This is a genomic window from Proteus sp. CA142267, from assembly GCF_003336825.1.
Taxonomy (GTDB): Bacteria; Pseudomonadota; Gammaproteobacteria; order Enterobacterales; family Enterobacteriaceae; genus Proteus; species Proteus terrae.
Window position 1 is genome coordinate 200,346 of record NZ_QPMG01000003.1, and the last position, 17,229, is coordinate 217,574.

Below are 17,229 nucleotides of genomic sequence, written 5' to 3' on the forward strand. Positions count from 1 at the left end.
TTTGCTAACCATTTTCCCATTTTTATTTTTAATGAGATAAACATTATTGTGTTGAACAATATCTATTCATTAATTGCGCAGGATAATAGCAGAGAATGTAAAGAAAACATCTATTACTCAACGTTTCTCTTATTTAATTTCTATAAATGCAATGCACAAAGAAGGGAATGAAAGGCGTTATCAAACACATCAATAACGCCTTATTTAATACAAGTGAGCGGGATAGTTAGTACTTTTTTATTTTGCTATTTGATAAACATCCGGTTGATAAACATCAGGCATATCAGTAATTAGCATATCAACACCCCATTGCTCAAAATCTTTCACTTCTTCCGGATCATTCGGGGTATAACAATAAATTTCATAGCCTGCTTGTTTTAACAATTGCGCTTGTTCTTGCGTAAGGTATTTGTAATTACAATGCACACTAAAACCATCAATCGCTTTTAGCGTTTCTAGCGCATTATCAGGGATCTCATCCCATAATTGCCCTCTACGAATAAAAGGCAGATATCGTTTCATAACAATAAGTGCATGTGTATCAAAAGAAGAAAATAGAATTTGCTCATTCGGAATATCTGCACTTTTTATCATGTCAGAAACCGCTAAACATAAACGCTCAACATCATCATCGGGCCACGTTTTCAGCTCAATATTAAGCTTTGTTCCTGAACGCTTAATGAGCTGTAATCCTTGTCTTAAAGAAGGAATTTTCTCACCTTGATAGAGTGAACTAAACCAACTTCCTGCATCAAGGCGATGTAAATCATCTAAGGTATGAAAACGCACAGCACCTTGCCCATTCGTGCAACGATTAACTGTTTTATCATGAATAAGCACAGGAACATGATCCGCGGTTAATTGCACATCCGTTTCAATCCATTCGCACCCGAAATCAATCGCCATTTTAAACGCAGCCAGTGTGTTTTCAGGTGCTTTTCCAGAAAAACCTCGGTGAGCAGCTATCTTCATTTCTCTCTCCTTTTCATTTGTGCCGACATCATGACAACCATTTATGACAGCAATTTGACAGTCAGACCATCAATATATCTTCATTTAATTGTCACCCTTTTGTCATAAATAACATCTAGGGTAATTTGCATATTAGATTGCACCTTTAACTCTCGATTAAAAAGGAAATTCTGCATGTCGATAAAATCAATAACAGGTCTTGCTGTTGCTATGGCGTTATTTACTTCTCCCACACACGCAAAAACACAAATTGAATGGTGGCATGCAATGGGAGGTGCACTTGGTCAGAAAGTCAATCAAATCGCCTCTGATTTTAACGCCAGTCAATCTGAATATGAGATAAAACCTGTTTATAAAGGCACTTATGCTGAAACAATGACCAGTGCAGTGGCTTCATTTCGCGCTAAAAACCAACCTGCTATTGTACAAGTATTTGAAGTGGGTACAGCCAGTATGATGGGCGCTAAAAAAGCCGTTTTTCCTGTTTATAAATTAATGGAAAAAACCCACGAACCTTTTGATCCTAATAGTTATTTATCAACTGTCACGGGTTACTACACCACCAGCGATGGCAAAATGATGTCGTTGCCATTTAATAGTTCAACGCCAGTGCTTTATTACAACAAAACACTCTTTAAAAAAGCTGGCATAGAACAGCCACCTAAGACATGGAAAGAGATGGAAGCTGTGTCTCAAAAATTGCTCGATTCTGGTGTTAAATGCGGATTTACCACCACATGGCAATCGTGGACACAAATCGAAAACTTTGGTGCCCGCAATAATTTACCTATAGCGACAAAAAATAATGGTTTCGATGGTTTTGATACCACCTTCTTATTTAATAAAGCACCTTTCGTTGCGCATATTCAACAAATGGCAGATTGGTCGAAATCTGGTATTTTCAAATATGGCGGACGTCAATCAGATGCAATGCCTCTGTTTTATACCCAAGAGTGCGCAATGGTGATGGAGTCATCCGCGGGTTTTGCAGGCATTAAAGAGAACATGAAAGATCTTGATATTGGTGTTAGCCAATTGCCTTACGACGATACTCTTGTACAAAAACCAGCAAATACCATTATTGGTGGCGCATCATTATGGGTTATGTCTGGGCGTCCAGATGCCGAATATAACGGTGTTGCCAAATTTTTTACCTATCTTTCAAGCCCTGAAGTTCAAGCCGATTGGCACCAAGCAACGGGTTATTTACCCGTCACTAAAGCAGCTTATGCGTTAACACAGCAACAGGGTTTTTATCAGCAAAATCCAGGAGCTGACACCGCAATATTACAAATGACAACCTCAGAGCCTACCGCAAACTCAAAAGGATTACGCTTTGGTAATTTCCTACAAACTCGAGAAATCGTTGATGAAGAGTTAGAGAAAGTGTGGTCAGGAAAACAGAGTGCTCAAGTTGCATTAGATAATGCAGTTACACGTGGAAATGAGCAGTTACGCCGTTTTGAACGTGCTCAACAATAGTCACTTGTATTAGGCGAGCAAAATAGCTCGCCTTCTGTTTTTATCGATTTACTGGATATTGTATGGCTTCTCAATCCATTTATTTCAAACAAAAATGGTTACCTCTAGCGCTGATTTTTCCTCAATTAGCTATCACGCTTATCTTTTTTATTTGGCCTGCTGGGCAAGCTTTCTTTCAGTCATTTCAATTAGAAGATGCATTTGGGCTGAGTCGAGAATTTGTTGGTTTTGAAAATTTTCAGCGACTTTTTAGCAATCGTTATTACTTTGATAGTTTGATCACGACGCTTATTTTCAGTACCAGTGTTGTATTTTTATCTATGTTATCAGCGCTGGTTTTGGCTGGTATTGCCGAACAAATTTTACGAGGCAAGCTTTTTTATCGCACCATTTTAATTTCACCCTATGCCATTGCTCCAGTTATTGCAGGCTTTCTTTGGTTATTTATGCTTGATCCCACGATTGGAGTATTAAGCCAACAATTAAAGAAAATAGGCATTAATTGGGATCCTGTACTGAATACACATCATGCTATGTGGATGGTGATTTTAACGGCGACATGGAAACAAGTGAGTTATAACTTTCTGTTTTTTCTCGCCGCATTACAATCTGTGCCTAAATCGCTTTTAGAAGCAGCCGCTATCGATGGTAGTGGCCCGATTAAGCGATTTATAACGATCAGTTTTCCTTTAATTTCTCCTACCACCTTTTTCTTACTCGTGGTTAATTTTGCTTATGCCTTCTTTGATACTTTCGCCATTATTCACTCGATGACGCAAGGTGGCCCCGGAAGTAGCACATCAACACTGGTTTATAAGGTCTATAACGATGGTTTTGTGGGATTAGATTTAGGCTCTTCCGCCGCACAATCTGTTATTTTGATGTTTATTGTCGCAATCTTAACCATTATTCAATTTCGCTATGTTGAGAAAAAGGTGGCTTACTGATGGTTGAACGTAGACCTTTATTTCATGCTTTTTGCCACTTTATTCTTATTGTTGGCATTCTCTCTGTTGCGTTCCCTGTCTGGATTGCACTTGTGGCAACAACACATCAAAACACCGAATTTGCTACTGGTTCTCCTCTTTGGTTTGGTGCTGAAGGCTTCAATATTTTTAAATCGATATTCTCACAAGCAGGCACTACGCAAAATAGCACTATCTCAATTAATAGCATGTTATTGAATTCATTGATTATGGCGTTAGTGATCACCATCGGGAAACTAACAATCTCAATTTTATCGGCATACGCCGTCGTTTTCTTTCGTTTTCCGGGAAGAATGTTGGCCTTTTGGACTATTTTTTTTACGTTAATGCTACCTGTTGAAGTTCGCATTATGCCTACATTTGAGGTTGTCACTAATCTCAATATGTTGAACTCTTATGCAGGTTTAACCATTCCATTAATTGCCAGTGCCACAGCCACCTTTTTATTTCGCCAATTCTTTCTTACCATCACTCCTGAATTAATTGAAGCCGCTAAAATTGATGGTGCAGGCCCTATTAAATTCTTTTTCACCATCTTACTTCCTCTTTCTCGCACCAATATCGCAGCCCTATTTGTCATCACTTTTATTTATGGCTGGAACCAATATCTTTGGCCAATGTTGATCACAACAGATACTCACTACTACACCATTGTCATGGGCATTAAACAGATGGTTGCGGTTTCTGATGGTGTTGTTGAGTGGAATAAGATCATGGCAACCACGTTAATTGCAATGTTGCCTCCCGTCCTTATTGTCATTTTAATGCAAAGAGCCTTTGTAAAAGGCTTTATTGATACGGAGAAATAACATGACAACCGTCACTCTCACAAATTTAGAAAAGTGTTATCCAAATGGTCATCAAGCTATTTCAAAATTAAATCTTTCTATTGAGCAAGGTGAAATGGTGGTATTAGTCGGCCCAAGCGGTTGTGGTAAATCGACTTTACTGCGAATGATTGCAGGGTTAGAAACCATTACACAAGGTGATTTATTTATTGATAATTTGCGGGTTAATGAGCACGAACCTAGTGAACGCGATATCGCCATGGTGTTTCAAAACTATGCTCTTTATCCTCATATGTCGGTTTATAACAATATGGCATATGGCTTACGTAATCGAAAAATACCCAAAGCAAAGATTGAAGAACTCGTTACCAATGCCGCCCAAATGCTGGAGATCAGCCATTTACTTGATAGAAAACCCAAAGAGCTTTCAGGGGGACAACGCCAACGTGTCGCAATGGGAAGAGCCATCGTTCGTGATCCTAAAGTCTTTTTATTTGATGAACCTCTTTCTAACCTTGATGCTAAATTACGGGTACAGATGCGTTTGGAGATCAAAAAATTACAGCGAAAACTCTCTACAACCTCTATTTATGTGACACACGATCAAGTAGAAGCGATGACATTAGCCGATAAGCTGGTGGTTTTAAATCAAGGAAATATAGAGCAAGTAGGCACACCGTTAGATATTTATGAAAGCCCGGCCTCCGTGTTTGTGGCTACGTTTATGGGCTCACCAGCAATGAATATCTTAGATACTCCGATTAATCATGGTGTGATTGAAGTCGCTGATGGGCATATTGCCGTTTCATCTCAGCATTTTCCTTATCAAGCCATTAAATTGGGTTTACGTCCTGAACATTTGATTATTAGCCATCAACATCCTCTTTTTCATGTTGATGTGGAGTTTATTGAAGCACTTGGTGCAGATGTTTTAATTTATGCCACTACTTACGATAAGCAGAAACAACCTCTCGTTATTCGTGCGCCAAACGATCATGGTGTGAAAATTGGTAATAGAATAGGTCTTACCATTCACCCAGAAAATCTTCATTTCTTTAATCAACAATCAGGAAAGCGTATTAATCGCCCTTTTATGCTTATCAATGAATTAATGGTGTCATAAAACGCTGATATCACTTTATTCACTTTCGGTTTAATCTGAATAGCGATGCTTTAAACGTCGCTATTTATTTACCACTAAGTAATAAATATTAAAAATATAAAATTTGTCAGATTAAAACAAATAAAAATCATCTCTAAGCACACTGTTACTTTCATATTATTCCAAATAAGTGAAAAACAAATTCACTCACTCTCAAAGTGAGTACAATTAAATGATCTATATAATATTTACATTAAGAAAATCTACCTTCTCAAGTTTAATTTATCAATTAATTCTCTTAAATTTAAAGAGGTTAAAATTATTAATCCGTTTTTTTCTTGCTATTAAGAAGATAAGAAATAATACAATTTTGCTGAAAAAGAGAAGAATATATATTGAGATAATATTTCTCACATAAAATGCTTATATTGCACCGATAGATAAGCGCTGTTATTCTTCTGCTCGAATTTGATCTGCAATTATATAAACTGCGAAGCAGAAAAGGACTTAATTAAAAATGAAAATTAAATTACTTGCTACGGTGATGGTATCAGCAGCGCTACTTTCTGGTTGCCAAAACATGAATACAGATATGCTGACCAAATCAGGAACTCAACTTTTCCAAGCAGCGACATTAAGCGATGACGATATCAAAGCGTTAACGAATGATGCTTGTAAAGAGATGGATGCGCAAAATAAAGTTGCTCCAGCCAATAGCACTTACACCAAACGCTTAAATAACATCGCTAAAGCATTAGGTAATGAAGTTAATGGCACACCAGTAAATTACAAAGTTTACATGACTAAAGATGTGAACGCATGGGCTATGGCTAACGGCTGCGTACGTGTTTACAGTGGTTTAATGGATATGATGACTGATAACGAAGTTGAAGGCGTTTTAGGTCATGAAATGGGTCACGTTGCTTTAGGTCATACCCGTAAAGCCATTCAAGTTGCTCACGCAACAGTTGCTGCACGTACAGCAGCGGCATCAGCAGGTGGCGTTGCAGCACAATTAAGTAGCTCACAATTAGCTGAAATGGGCCAAAAATTAATTAACGCTCAGTTCTCTCAGCACCAAGAATCAGAAGCTGACAACTTCTCTTATGATCTACTAAAAAAACGTGGTGTAAATACTGCTGGTTTAGTTACAGGCTTTGAAAAACTCGCTAAATTAGGTGGTGGTGATTCAAGTATGTTTGATTCTCACCCACCGTCAAAAGAGCGTGCTGATAATATCCGTAATCGTATCGCTGAAGATAAGAAATAATTATCTTGCCCCTATATCTCATGGTATGGGGGTTTTCTTTTCAGGTTTATCTGTTACGACTAACGAAAACGACCCACAACATCGCTAAAAAAGCGTTTAATCGTCTGCTTCTCTTGCTGATCATATTGCTCAAATAACGCAGACCATTTTGCTTGAGATTGTTGATGTAACACCTCATGAGCATGAAAAAGATGCTCTCCCTCAGCTGTTAAGATAAAAAATATTTCTTTTTGATTATCTGCCAACTTTATTTTTTCAATAGCTCCCTTCTTTTGTAGCCGACTACAAATTTTTGAGACAGCCCCTCGTGTCATAGACATATATTCACTGATGGTTGTGAGATTTCTCATACTCTCTTCACCAATACAATGGATCACATGCAATTCTGTAAGTGAATAATTATCTAACCCATTCTCTTCTAATACTTTTTTATGGTTACTATCAGCACGCTCATCTTTAAGATGTAAAAAATCACTTAACCCTTTTAGTAAATCTTGTGTTGTGACATTCTCTTTTACCATTTTGTTTCCTTGGAAAAAATATTTTATAAAATAGTATCAAAAGTATTTACAATAATCAAAATATCGCTATTATCTATTTTGTTTCCATGGAAACAAAATAGATAATAAGAGGCAATGTAATGAAATTATCAATCCGCAGTTTGTTTTATCTCATTTGTTTTAGCGCACTATTAGGCTCTTTAGCACAAAATATTTATACCCCTGTACTTCCCTTGATCCAACAGCAATTTAATACCACGTTATCACTAGTTAATCTGACGGTATCTGCATTTACTTTTGCGATGGCTGTTATGCAACTATTTTATGGTTCATTGATTGATAAATGGGGAAGAAAACCGATTTTACTCAGTGGATTAGCAATTTCTATTGTGGGTGCATTGGGTTGTGTTTGGTCTGACTCTATAAACTTATTAATTTTTTGGCGTGTGATCCAAGCTATTGGTATCGCCACTATTCCCGTGGTTGCCGCTACTATTCTTGGCGATCTTTATCAAGGAAACGATCGCGCTAAAGCAATGGGATCGTATCAAATGCTATTAGCGTTAGCGCCTGCGTGTGGCCCTTTATTAGGAGGATATTTAGCGCAACACTATCAATACCAAGGTATTTTTATTTTCTTAGCGGTTGTCGGTGCCATATTGCTTATTACTCATCTCTTTTATTTACCAGAGACTCGCCCTGAGCCAAAAGATCCCTTTAAAAGCTTATCTGCAATGCAACAAGTGCTCACTGCGCCTGCGGGTAAATCCATTTTTGTAATGAGTTTTATGGTGTTTTATAACTATTTTTGCCTCTTGGTATTTTTACCTTCGATTGCCTTTTATCTCTATCAGTTAAACAGTACTGAAATTGGTGGATTATATGTACCAATGTCGATTGCGCTTATTTTAGGTAGCTATCTCTATCGTAAAGTTTGCCATCTATTTAGTGTTGAATATGGAGTGATATTCACCTCTTGTATCAATTTGATTATGTTGGCGTTATTTGCACTATTTTGGCAAATCTCACTACCGATAATGCTTGGTTTAACCGTGTTATATGGGCTTTCTTTAGGCTTAACCATGCCAACGCACACGACATTATTAGCAAGTTATTTTGGCTCGATGAGAGCAACTGCAATAGGGATTTATAACTTTATTCGTTATTGTGGAATGGCTGCTGGCCCTATGATTTCGGTCTATTTTGTGACTGACAATAATTATGAGTATGTCTTTTATTCTTGTGTGATCTTAACGAGTTTGGCATTGTGTTTCACCATTAAGAGCTTAATGTCTTCATTAAAAGAAAAAAAAACTGCAAACTAACAGGATATTTCATGAAACTGACCATTGAAAAACTGACACAACTCTCTGAACAAGACCGTATTGATTTAGGCAAAATTTGGCAAGATGTACGTTATCAATCAACCCTAAAAAACGAGATCAACAACGAGAATATACTCTTTGTGGCGAGATTTAATGAGCGATTATTAGCTGCTTGCTGGGTTAAATTATCGGATAAAAAAGCGGTTATTAGTGATTTTATGGTCAGAGAAGTGACACGTCGTCGCGGTGTTGGGCATTATTTACTGACACAATGCTTATCTGTTTATCCTGATATTCACTGCTGGCAGGCAATAAGCTTATCAGCAGAAGAAAGCGGGTATGATATTGCACATGCTTTTTTAGCACATCATCAATTTAGTGCATCACCACAAGATCGTATTTACACCCTAACTATTTGACAGTGTTCTTACTCTAAATAATTCAAGATGTAATGTGACTAGTGCGAGTGAGTGTAGTCAACAACGCTACAACTTGAAGTATGACGAGTAACTACAACTTGAAGTATGACAAGTAGTATAAAGTCTAGCCACATTATAAGCCGTCTCACTCAAATTCTTTTGCGCATTATGAAGTGCATCAGCCAGTGTAGAAACACCTGGTACAATAGAGAAAACAGCATCAATACCCTGCTGATGAACTACATCATAATCAGGTAAATAGCCACCAACTAAAGCAATAACAGGAAGGTGGTATTTTTTTGCGAGCAAAGCAACGCCTGTTGGCGTTTTACCTTGTGCCGATTGGCTATCCATTCGACCTTCACCCGTTATTACCAAATCCGCATCAATTAACTGTTTTTCTAATTCAACAGCATTAGCCACCAATTCAACACCTTGCGAAAGTGTTGCTTGCGTAAATGCAAGCAAAGGCAGAGCCAATCCTCCTGCCGCACCACTTCCGGCAATATTGATAAGACTACGTTGCGTCATTTTCTCAAGATAAGTACCAAAATGGTGTAATGCATTATCAAGTTGCGCGATATCGTCTTTGGTCGCTCCTTTTTGAGGACCAAAAATAGCGGATGCCCCTTTCTCTCCACACAACGGATTTGTTACATCGCAGGCAATCTCAATTTCAATATTTTTTAGTTTAGGATTAAGAGTCGTGATATCAATAGAGTGAAGTTGTGCTAATGCAAGTCCACCAAAAGGCAAAGATGTACCAAACTTATCTTTAAGACCTAGACCGAGCGCTTGCATCATTCCTGCACCCGCATCATTTGTGGCACTGCCACCTAATCCCAATATGATTTTTTTAACGCCCATTTCAAGTGCAGCATTAATTAATTCACCCGTACCATAACTGGTCGTTAAATTGGGATCGCGTTGAGATGAAGGAATAAGATGAAGACCAGAAGCTTGTGCCATTTCAATCACGGCAGTGGTGTTATCCCCTAAAAGCCCCCAAGTTGCAGTTACTTGTTTACCTAAAGGCGAACACACTGGTGTCGATATAAAACGGCCTTGCGTTGCATCCACCAACGATGTCACCGTTCCTTCGCCACCATCCGCCATAGGAATACAACAATATTGCGCATTAGGTAAATAACGTGAAAAACCCTGTTTTATTGCCATCGCAACATCTTTCGCACTTAAACTTTCTTTAAAAGAATCAGGGGCGATAACTATTTTCACGTTTTTTTCTCCAAGCAATAAAAAAGCGATATTTTCATATCGCTTTTATAACATACTCTACTTTATGAGAGAGTGTGCTTGGTCTGAAATGTGATTAATCTTCAATCGCTAAACGCAATTTCTTCATCGCATTTTTTTCTAATTGGCGAACACGTTCAGCAGAAACACCGTATTTTGTCGCCAAGTCTTGCAATGTCGACTTATTATCATCATCTAACCAACGAGCACGAATAATATCTTGGCTACGTTCATCAAGAGTTTCAATTGCTGATGTTAGTTTATCCGTTGCATGATTATCCCAGTTATCTTCTTCAATGCCGTCGGCAAAGTCAGAAGACTTATCTTCTAAGAAGAGTACAGGGGCGATAGGATGTGAATCATCACTATCATCAGCAGTCATATCAAATGCCATATCTTGTGCTGACATTCGTGATTCCATTTCTCGGACATCACTTTCTGATACGCCTAACTCTCTTGCAACAAGTTCCACTTCATCTTGATTAAACCAACCTAAACGCTTTTTATTTTTTCGCAGATTAAAAAACAGTTTACGTTGTGACTTTGTGGTCGCTACTTTCACGATACGCCAGTTACGTAACACATATTCGTGAATTTCAGCTTTGATCCAATGCACAGCAAAAGAGACCAGTCGAACACCCACTTCTGGGTTAAAACGACGAACCGCTTTCATCAGACCAATATTACCTTCTTGGATAAGATCAGCTTGTGGTAAGCCATAACCTGAATAGCTGCGAGCAACATGAATAACGAAGCGCAGATGTGAAAGGATAAGCGTTCTTGCCGCATCCAAGTCACCATCGTAATGCAGCCGTTCAGCGAGTTCCTTTTCTTCCTCTGCGGTTAACATCGGATAGGAATTGGCTGCACGTATATACGCTTCGATGCTGCCTTGCGGAACCAATGCTAAGGATTGCATTTCTTTAGTCATTCAAATCCTCATGAAAATCAAATAAATAATTAAAATTATCACTGTAAGGGAAAGTAGATGAGCCTTCTAAATATAGCTTAAATAGGAAGTCAGTTAATGTTTTTTACGATGTGTTTTTATCATAACGACTATTTGACCAGCATAAAGACTAAAGGTTCATCTCGCATCTATGTTTACATATCTTTGTACTTTTCTATCACCGATAGCAAATATGACCGTTGCCTTATCATAGAAAAGAGTGCGCGCATTATTATGCCAGAGACGGGGCGTCGATAAAATGGCTGGGTGACGATATTAACGTAACCCAGCCTGATAAAAAATATCTTCTCATTATTAGAGGATAATGAGAATTCACTATTCCGGTGTGAATTGACGTAAATGTTGCATTGTCGTCAGCCATGCAGCAAGCCAACCAATTGTCATAGCAACAAGAATAAGAATGATAGATTCATCAAAACCTAATCCTGAAATAGAAAATGAAGTCCCAAACACGGTCGCGGCTTGAGTAACTACATCAGAGAGCTTCCACACCAGTAAAGCTGAAAAGATCAGGGCAAATACGGCACCAATAAAGCCTAGAATTAATCCCCAATTAAGGAATGGACGCATAATAAAGCCGTCAGTTGCACCAATAAGTTTCATCACATTAATGGTGTCACGGCGACTGAAAATATTGAGACGTACACTGTTACCAATCACCAGTAACAAGGCAACAACCATCAATGTACCAATCACCAAGGCGATTTGCCCAACTAATGACGTCAACGTTGAAAGCCGAGAAAACCAGCTATCATCCATTCTTACTTCATCAACCCCGGGTATTTTCGCTACAGTATCACGCAAATTCACCATGAGTTGTTGATCGCTAGGCTCCATAACGGGTGTCACAATCGCCACCGCAGGTAATGGATTTTCTTCTAACATATCTAACGCACTACTAAAGCCAGCCCAAGAACGAAATTCCACTAGCGAATCTTGTCGCGAAAGGTAGTTAACATCTTCGACTTTTTCTAAGGCTTCAATTTTTTTGATTGTGGCTTCAGCTAATGAATCATCAAGAGATTTATCAAGATAAACAGTTAATTGTGGTGTTGGATACCATTGTTCTGCCGCTGTTGAGACATTCTTCCACACAATATAAAAGATGCTAGGCAAGGTAAGAGATATCGCGACAACCATTACGGTTAAAAAAGAGGAAAGCGGTTGGCGTAAAAAATCTGCCATCGTGTTACGCCATGCATAGCGCCACTGTTCGCGTCTTCCCCCTTTTAGCGCCTTGGTTTTTGCACCTGGCGTTGGCATTGATTTACGGGAACTTTTTGCTTTAGCCATTTTGTCCTCCCACCATTCTGCCTTGCCCTAATGTAAGAATGCGATAATTTCTACGTTCTATTAACGACATATCGTGCGTCGCCATTAACACTGTTACGCCAACACGGTTGAACTCTTCAAAAAGGCGCATGATCCCTTCTGAAAGCTCACCATCGAGGTTACCTGTTGGTTCATCTGCGAGTAAAACAGTCGGTTTATTCACAACAGCGCGCGCAATACCGACACGCTGTTGTTCACCACCAGAGAGTTGTATAGGATAATTTTTGGCTTTATCCAATAGTCCCACTTTATCTAAAGCGGCTGAAACTCTTCGTCGAATATCCTCTTCACTTGCGCCAGCAATAATCAGGGGAAGAGAAACGTTGTCATAAACCGTTCTGTCCATCAGTAAGTGGTGATCTTGGAAGATCATCCCAATTTGACGGCGAAGAAAAGGGATCTCACTATTTTTTAGTCTACTGATATCGTGACCAGCAAACCAAATAGCGCCATCACTTGGGCGTTCTATTCCACAAATTAACTTAAGCAATGTACTTTTACCGGCGCCAGAGTGACCCGTTAAAAAAGCCATTTCACCAGGGCGAAGATGAAAATCAACCCCCTGTAATGCTTGTCTTCCACCTAAATAAGCCTTGCTGACGTGTTCGAAGCGGATCATTAAAACTACTCCTCGCGGGCAAACAGAGCCTCAATAAAATCGTCGGCCTTAAACGGACGTAGATCTTCAATACCTTCACCTACCCCAATATAACGGATAGGAATACTAAACTGATCAGCAATGGAGAAGATAACGCCCCCTTTTGCTGTACCATCGAGTTTAGTCAATGTTAACCCAGTTAGCCCAACTGTTTCATTAAAGAGTTTTGCCTGACTAACTGCATTTTGTCCGGTACTTGCATCTAACGTCAGCATCACCTCATGTGGTGCTTCTTCGTCTAATTTTTTCATAACTCGAACGATTTTTTTCAGCTCTTCCATTAAATGGGATTTATTCTGCAATCGTCCTGCGGTATCAGCAATAAGAACATCGACACCTTTTGCTTGGGCTGACTGAATCGCATCAAAAATAACAGATGCAGGATCAGCCCCAGTATGTTGTGCCACAACAGGGATATTATTACGTTCACCCCAAACTTGTAGCTGTTCAACCGCTGCTGCACGGAATGTATCACCTGCAGCTAACATGACAGATTTACCTTCAGCTTGGTATTGTCGCGCTAATTTTCCGATTGTGGTTGTTTTACCAACACCGTTAACACCAACCATCAAAATAACAAAAGGTTTTTTACCTTCAATATTTAATGGTTTATCGACTTTACTTAAAATATCGCTCATCTCTTCACGTAATTTACCGTAAAGGGCTTCAGCATCTTTAAGATCTTTATGAGTGGCATGTTTAGTCAGACTAGTGATAATTTTAGTTGTGGTTTCCATGCCCACATCAGCAATTAAGAGTTGCTCTTCTAACTCTTCAAACAGCTCATCATCAATTTTCTTACCACGAAATAGGCCAAGGAATCCTGAACCTAAGTTTTGGCGAGTTTTCAGTAAGCCTTTTTTCAGTCGGCTAAAGAAACCTTCTTTTTTAGGTTTCTCTTGTTCAACAACTTTATCTGCCAGCACTTCTTCGCGTAAAGATTCAATATCTTCAGCTTCGGCTTGCGCAATAGCGAGACGTTCGTTTTCCTCTTCTTGCGCTAAACGTTGAGCTTGTGCTTCTTGAGCTAAACGAACTTGTTCTGCACGTTCCGCTTCTTGGCGCTCTGCTTCTACACGTTCTTGTTCCGCTTTAAGTTCGGCTTGGCGCTGGGCTTCTTCTTGCGCAAGGCGTTGAGCTTGTGCTTCTTGAGCTAAACGAGTTTGTTCTGCACGTTCCGCTTCTTGGCGCTCTGCTTCTACACGTTCTTGTTCCGCTTTAAGTTCGGCTTGGCGTTGTGCTTCTTCTTGCGCAAGGCGTTGAGCTTGTGCTTCTTGAGCTAAACGAACTTGTTCTGCACGTTCCGCTTCTTGGCGCTCTGCTTCTACACGTTCTTGTTCCGCTTTAAGTTCGGCTTGGCGCTGGGCTTCTTCTTGCGCAAGGCGTTGAGCTTGTGCTTCTTGAGCTAAACGAACTTGTTCTGCATGCTCTGCCTCTAAACGCGCTTGCTCTGCTTCTATTTCTGCTTGGCGCTGGGCTTTCTCTTGTTCTAAACGTTGTTTTTCAGCTTCTTGTGCCAATCTATCTTGCACAACACGTTCCGCTTCTTGGCGCTCTGCTTCTAAACGTTCTTGCTCTGCTTCTAATTGCGCTTGGCGAGCCGCCTCTTCTTGAGCTTCTTTTGCCAAACGTTCTTGTTCTAAACGCTCTTCTTTTAAGCGTTGCTGTTCTTTCTCTTGCTCAATATTTTCTTCTTTGCTACGCCCAAAACCGAGCCACGAGAAAAAACCTTTTTTTTCTTTTGCCATTAGCTACTAAACTCCTCGCACTAAATCATGGCGCGATTACATTGACGATATTGAAAATAATAATGAAGTCTATCATTTGATCATGGATAAACGCATCTTTTATACAAATTTTATGGTAAATTATTCCAGATTAAATCAAGAGAAGTCATCGAGATAACAACAGACACGAATTCCTTATTCCAAAAGACACTCCAAAACTCACGTTTAAACGATATAAATTAAAATAATATGGCCAAAAAACCACAAAAAGCCCCAATGGGACAAATCAGAATAATTGGGGGAAAATGGCGTGGTCGTAAACTTCCTGTTCTCGATAGCCAAGGATTACGACCAACGACGGATAGAGTAAAAGAAACGCTCTTTAATTGGCTAATGCCCGTTATCCAAGATGCTCGTTGCCTCGACTGTTTTGCAGGAAGCGGTGGTTTAGGTATTGAAGCGCTTTCTCGCTATGCTCGTGAAACCACGTTTATCGAATATGAACGTGCAGTTGCCCAACAAATTATCGCAAATTTAACCTTACTTAATGCCAACAATGGGCATGTCATTCAAGACAGTGCATTGTCATATCTTGCTAAACAAGGCTCGCCTTATAATGTCGTTTTTTTAGATCCTCCTTTTCATAAAGGCATGTTGTCAGACACTATCCAATTATTAGAAAATAACGGTTGGTTAGCACAAGATTGCTATATTTATATTGAGGAAGAAGTTAAAGCACAGACTTATACAATTCCGACTCATTGGACATTGCATAGAGAGAAGATCGCAGGGCAAGTCGCGTATCGTCTTTTTATTCGCAGTTTATCTGCTTAATTTTTTATGGAGCTGCTATGTTAATCTTTTTTGGCCGATTTTTAATGGTCGGTGTTTGGGGCTTTCTGTTTTTAAATATTATTTCCCCATTTCCTAAGCCTCTAAAATACTTTATGGATATTGCATTGATTTTTATGGTAATTATGCATGGATTACAAATCGTTATGTATAAAGCAGGACAACCTAAAGATCAAAAACCCTCAACGGCATTACAGTTTCGCATTTTCTTCTTTGGGATCTTTGAACTCTTAAAAATACAAAAAGAATTACGTAAAGAATACGAAGAAAAACAGAAGAATAAAACTAAACCACAGCCGTAAATATTGTCATATCCTCGCAATTATCTGGGGTCGATAATCAACCCCAGAGGTTGCCAAGTAATAAATATTCTCTTTTATTTATTATTTGGCTCATCACTTGGCATATCGGTTTCAAACTTTACAAAACGACTGCCTTGCATAAACAAACGCCCTTTCATTTCAGGTTCGATATCTTGATAAGCTGATTTATCCATTTTTAACACTAAATCTTTACGATCATCAGTGGTTAAACGAAAGGTCACTTGATAATAATATGTTGTTTCTGGGCCATTTACATCATTCTCTCTTGAACGTCGTTCATTTGCTGCAACTTCTTTTTTATCAATTACTTCAACCATATAGAGTGTAACTGGTGAATTATCGTCATTTATCCGCTGTTTTCTTTGCTCGAAAAAACGATAAGTTGCTGACGCTATAATAATCACTAGTACCGCAATTCCTAAAATAGCCGCTTTATTCATTACATTAATTCCTATCGTTATATGGATTAAAAAAACAGTGTGCTTTATATTATTTTAATAAGTCCATCAGTTTCGTCATTAACCGCTATTCTTAAATTAATCTTTCTGTTATGAATAATAAAACAGTTCTGAATATAAGGAAGATATTATGAGTTGGCCTTTTCTCGCCGTATTATTCTCCGGATGGCTTTATATCGATGCCGCATATCGAGGCCCTAATTGGCAACAATGGCTGTTCCGTCCTATCACACTACTGCTTTTATTGCTTTGGGCATGGCAAGTTCCCGAACACAATATTAATAGCTACCTTATTGTCGGTGCGTTATTAGCGACACTGCTTTCTGATATCTTAAGAATGTTTGATGGTAAGTATTTACTACCTTCTCTTGCCTTAGTTTTTCTAAGCTACATACTTTATATGGTGAGTTTTTTACTACCATTACAACTCACGTTCTATCTTCCTTTACTTGGGATCGTTATTCTTGCTTTCATCATCATTCTAGCCATTGTTTGGACTAAGCTCGATAAATTAGCCATTCCAGCTTCTCTAACTTTACTAGCCGCATTTGCTATGTTTTGGGTTGCGGGTGAAAAATTCTTCTACTTAAGTAATGATTACAACTTATCAGTGATGATTGGCTCATTATTGTTAGTGATTGCTTACTCAATATGGCTAATCAACCGCTTCCGCTTCTCATTTTCAGCTTCTAAAGGACTTGTCAGCGCCTGTTATTTTATTGGTCACTTCTTTATTGTCAGAGCACTGTTCCTTTAGTTTAAATCCAGCCCCTTGTTTTAAACATTTAAATCAAGGGGTTAATTTTTTGAA

The 17,229-nt window shown here is 38.8% G+C and carries 18 protein-coding genes; 10 read left to right on the plus strand and 8 right to left on the minus strand.

All coding sequences use genetic code 11. The features are described 5' to 3' along the window. Positions 1-237: 237 nt before the first annotated feature. Complete coding sequence (locus C0T34_RS08275; protein WP_098941233.1) at positions 238-972, minus strand: glycerophosphoryl diester phosphodiesterase; 735 nt, start codon at positions 970-972, stop codon at positions 238-240. A gap of 174 nt (positions 973-1,146) precedes the next feature. Between C0T34_RS08275 and ugpB the strand changes: the two genes are divergently transcribed. The 5 genes from ugpB to C0T34_RS08300 all read left to right on the plus strand — a co-directional run bounded on the left by ugpB (position 1,147) and on the right by C0T34_RS08300 (position 6,600). Then, entirely contained in the window at positions 1,147-2,454 is a 1,308-nt protein-coding gene (gene ugpB, locus C0T34_RS08280; RefSeq protein WP_098941234.1) for a sn-glycerol-3-phosphate ABC transporter substrate-binding protein UgpB, read from the plus strand. Positions 2,455-2,516: 62 nt separating this feature from the next. Further along, a complete protein-coding gene (gene ugpA / locus C0T34_RS08285) occupies positions 2,517-3,401 on the plus strand; it encodes a sn-glycerol-3-phosphate ABC transporter permease UgpA (protein ID WP_098941235.1) in 885 nt (294 codons plus the stop codon). Further along, positions 3,401-4,249 carry a sn-glycerol-3-phosphate ABC transporter permease UgpE gene (gene ugpE, locus C0T34_RS08290; protein WP_109849996.1) on the plus strand — a complete coding sequence of 283 codons (849 nt, stop codon included), beginning with the start codon at positions 3,401-3,403 and terminating at the stop codon, positions 4,247-4,249. The genes ugpA and ugpE overlap by 1 nt, the downstream gene beginning before the upstream one ends. Position 4,250: 1 nt before the next feature. After that, the gene (gene ugpC / locus C0T34_RS08295) at positions 4,251-5,351 is read left to right on the plus strand and encodes a sn-glycerol-3-phosphate ABC transporter ATP-binding protein UgpC (RefSeq protein ID WP_109849997.1); all 1,101 of its coding nucleotides are present in this window, start codon (positions 4,251-4,253) and stop codon (positions 5,349-5,351) included. Positions 5,352-5,847: 496 nt separating this feature from the next. Next, a complete protein-coding gene (locus C0T34_RS08300) occupies positions 5,848-6,600 on the plus strand; it encodes a M48 family metallopeptidase (RefSeq protein ID WP_109393095.1) in 753 nt (250 codons plus the stop codon). A 59-nt stretch (positions 6,601-6,659) separates the two neighbouring features. Here C0T34_RS08300 and C0T34_RS08305 read toward each other — a convergent pair whose 3' ends face one another. Then, on the minus strand, positions 6,660-7,121 hold the full coding sequence (locus tag C0T34_RS08305) for a MarR family transcriptional regulator (protein WP_098941239.1): 462 nt from the start codon (positions 7,119-7,121) through the stop codon (positions 6,660-6,662). 119 nt (positions 7,122-7,240) lie between these two features. Between C0T34_RS08305 and C0T34_RS08310 the strand changes: the two genes are divergently transcribed. Together C0T34_RS08310 and panM are read left to right on the plus strand one after the other, a co-directional pair. Continuing rightward, positions 7,241-8,425 carry an MFS transporter gene (locus C0T34_RS08310; protein ID WP_109849998.1) on the plus strand — a complete coding sequence of 395 codons (1,185 nt, stop codon included), beginning with the start codon at positions 7,241-7,243 and terminating at the stop codon, positions 8,423-8,425. 11 nt (positions 8,426-8,436) lie between these two features. Continuing rightward, positions 8,437-8,844 (plus strand): aspartate 1-decarboxylase autocleavage activator PanM, encoded by a 408-nt coding sequence (gene panM / locus C0T34_RS08315; protein ID WP_098941241.1) that lies wholly within the window; start codon positions 8,437-8,439, stop codon positions 8,842-8,844. Positions 8,845-8,910: 66 nt separating this feature from the next. On the opposite strand, the gene C0T34_RS08320 is transcribed toward panM, so the two are convergent. The 5 genes from C0T34_RS08320 to ftsY form a co-directional block, all read right to left on the minus strand. Continuing rightward, complete coding sequence (locus C0T34_RS08320) at positions 8,911-10,080, minus strand: glycerate kinase (protein ID WP_109849999.1); 1,170 nt, start codon at positions 10,078-10,080, stop codon at positions 8,911-8,913. A gap of 94 nt (positions 10,081-10,174) precedes the next feature. Continuing rightward, positions 10,175-11,029, minus strand: coding sequence for an RNA polymerase sigma factor RpoH (gene rpoH / locus C0T34_RS08325; RefSeq protein ID WP_023583733.1), 855 nt, complete (start codon positions 11,027-11,029; stop codon positions 10,175-10,177). A gap of 354 nt (positions 11,030-11,383) precedes the next feature. Next, complete coding sequence (ftsX, locus tag C0T34_RS08330) at positions 11,384-12,361, minus strand: permease-like cell division protein FtsX (RefSeq protein ID WP_098941243.1); 978 nt, start codon at positions 12,359-12,361, stop codon at positions 11,384-11,386. Next, on the minus strand, positions 12,354-13,019 hold the full coding sequence (ftsE, locus tag C0T34_RS08335; protein ID WP_023583735.1) for a cell division ATP-binding protein FtsE: 666 nt from the start codon (positions 13,017-13,019) through the stop codon (positions 12,354-12,356). Before ftsE ends, ftsX begins: the two co-directional genes overlap by 8 nt. Positions 13,020-13,024: 5 nt before the next feature. Beyond that, positions 13,025-14,806, minus strand: a complete 1,782-nt coding sequence (gene ftsY, locus C0T34_RS08340) for a signal recognition particle-docking protein FtsY (protein ID WP_109850000.1) — start codon at positions 14,804-14,806, stop codon at positions 13,025-13,027. A gap of 228 nt (positions 14,807-15,034) precedes the next feature. Between ftsY and rsmD the strand changes: the two genes are divergently transcribed. Next, positions 15,035-15,619 (plus strand): 16S rRNA (guanine(966)-N(2))-methyltransferase, encoded by a 585-nt coding sequence (gene rsmD, locus C0T34_RS08345; protein WP_098941245.1) that lies wholly within the window; start codon positions 15,035-15,037, stop codon positions 15,617-15,619. Between the two features lie 17 nt (positions 15,620-15,636). Beyond that, positions 15,637-15,939: a DUF1145 family protein gene (locus C0T34_RS08350; RefSeq protein ID WP_075672964.1), complete on the plus strand. Its 303-nt coding sequence runs from the start codon at positions 15,637-15,639 to the stop codon at positions 15,937-15,939. Between the two features lie 74 nt (positions 15,940-16,013). On the opposite strand, the gene C0T34_RS08355 is transcribed toward C0T34_RS08350, so the two are convergent. Beyond that, positions 16,014-16,400 carry a DUF2500 domain-containing protein gene (locus C0T34_RS08355; protein WP_192940901.1) on the minus strand — a complete coding sequence of 129 codons (387 nt, stop codon included), beginning with the start codon at positions 16,398-16,400 and terminating at the stop codon, positions 16,014-16,016. Positions 16,401-16,548: 148 nt separating this feature from the next. Here C0T34_RS08355 and C0T34_RS08360 point away from each other — a divergent pair, with 148 nt between their 5' ends. Further along, a complete protein-coding gene (locus tag C0T34_RS08360; protein WP_098941247.1) occupies positions 16,549-17,175 on the plus strand; it encodes a lysoplasmalogenase family protein in 627 nt (208 codons plus the stop codon). Positions 17,176-17,229: the final 54 nt, after the last annotated feature.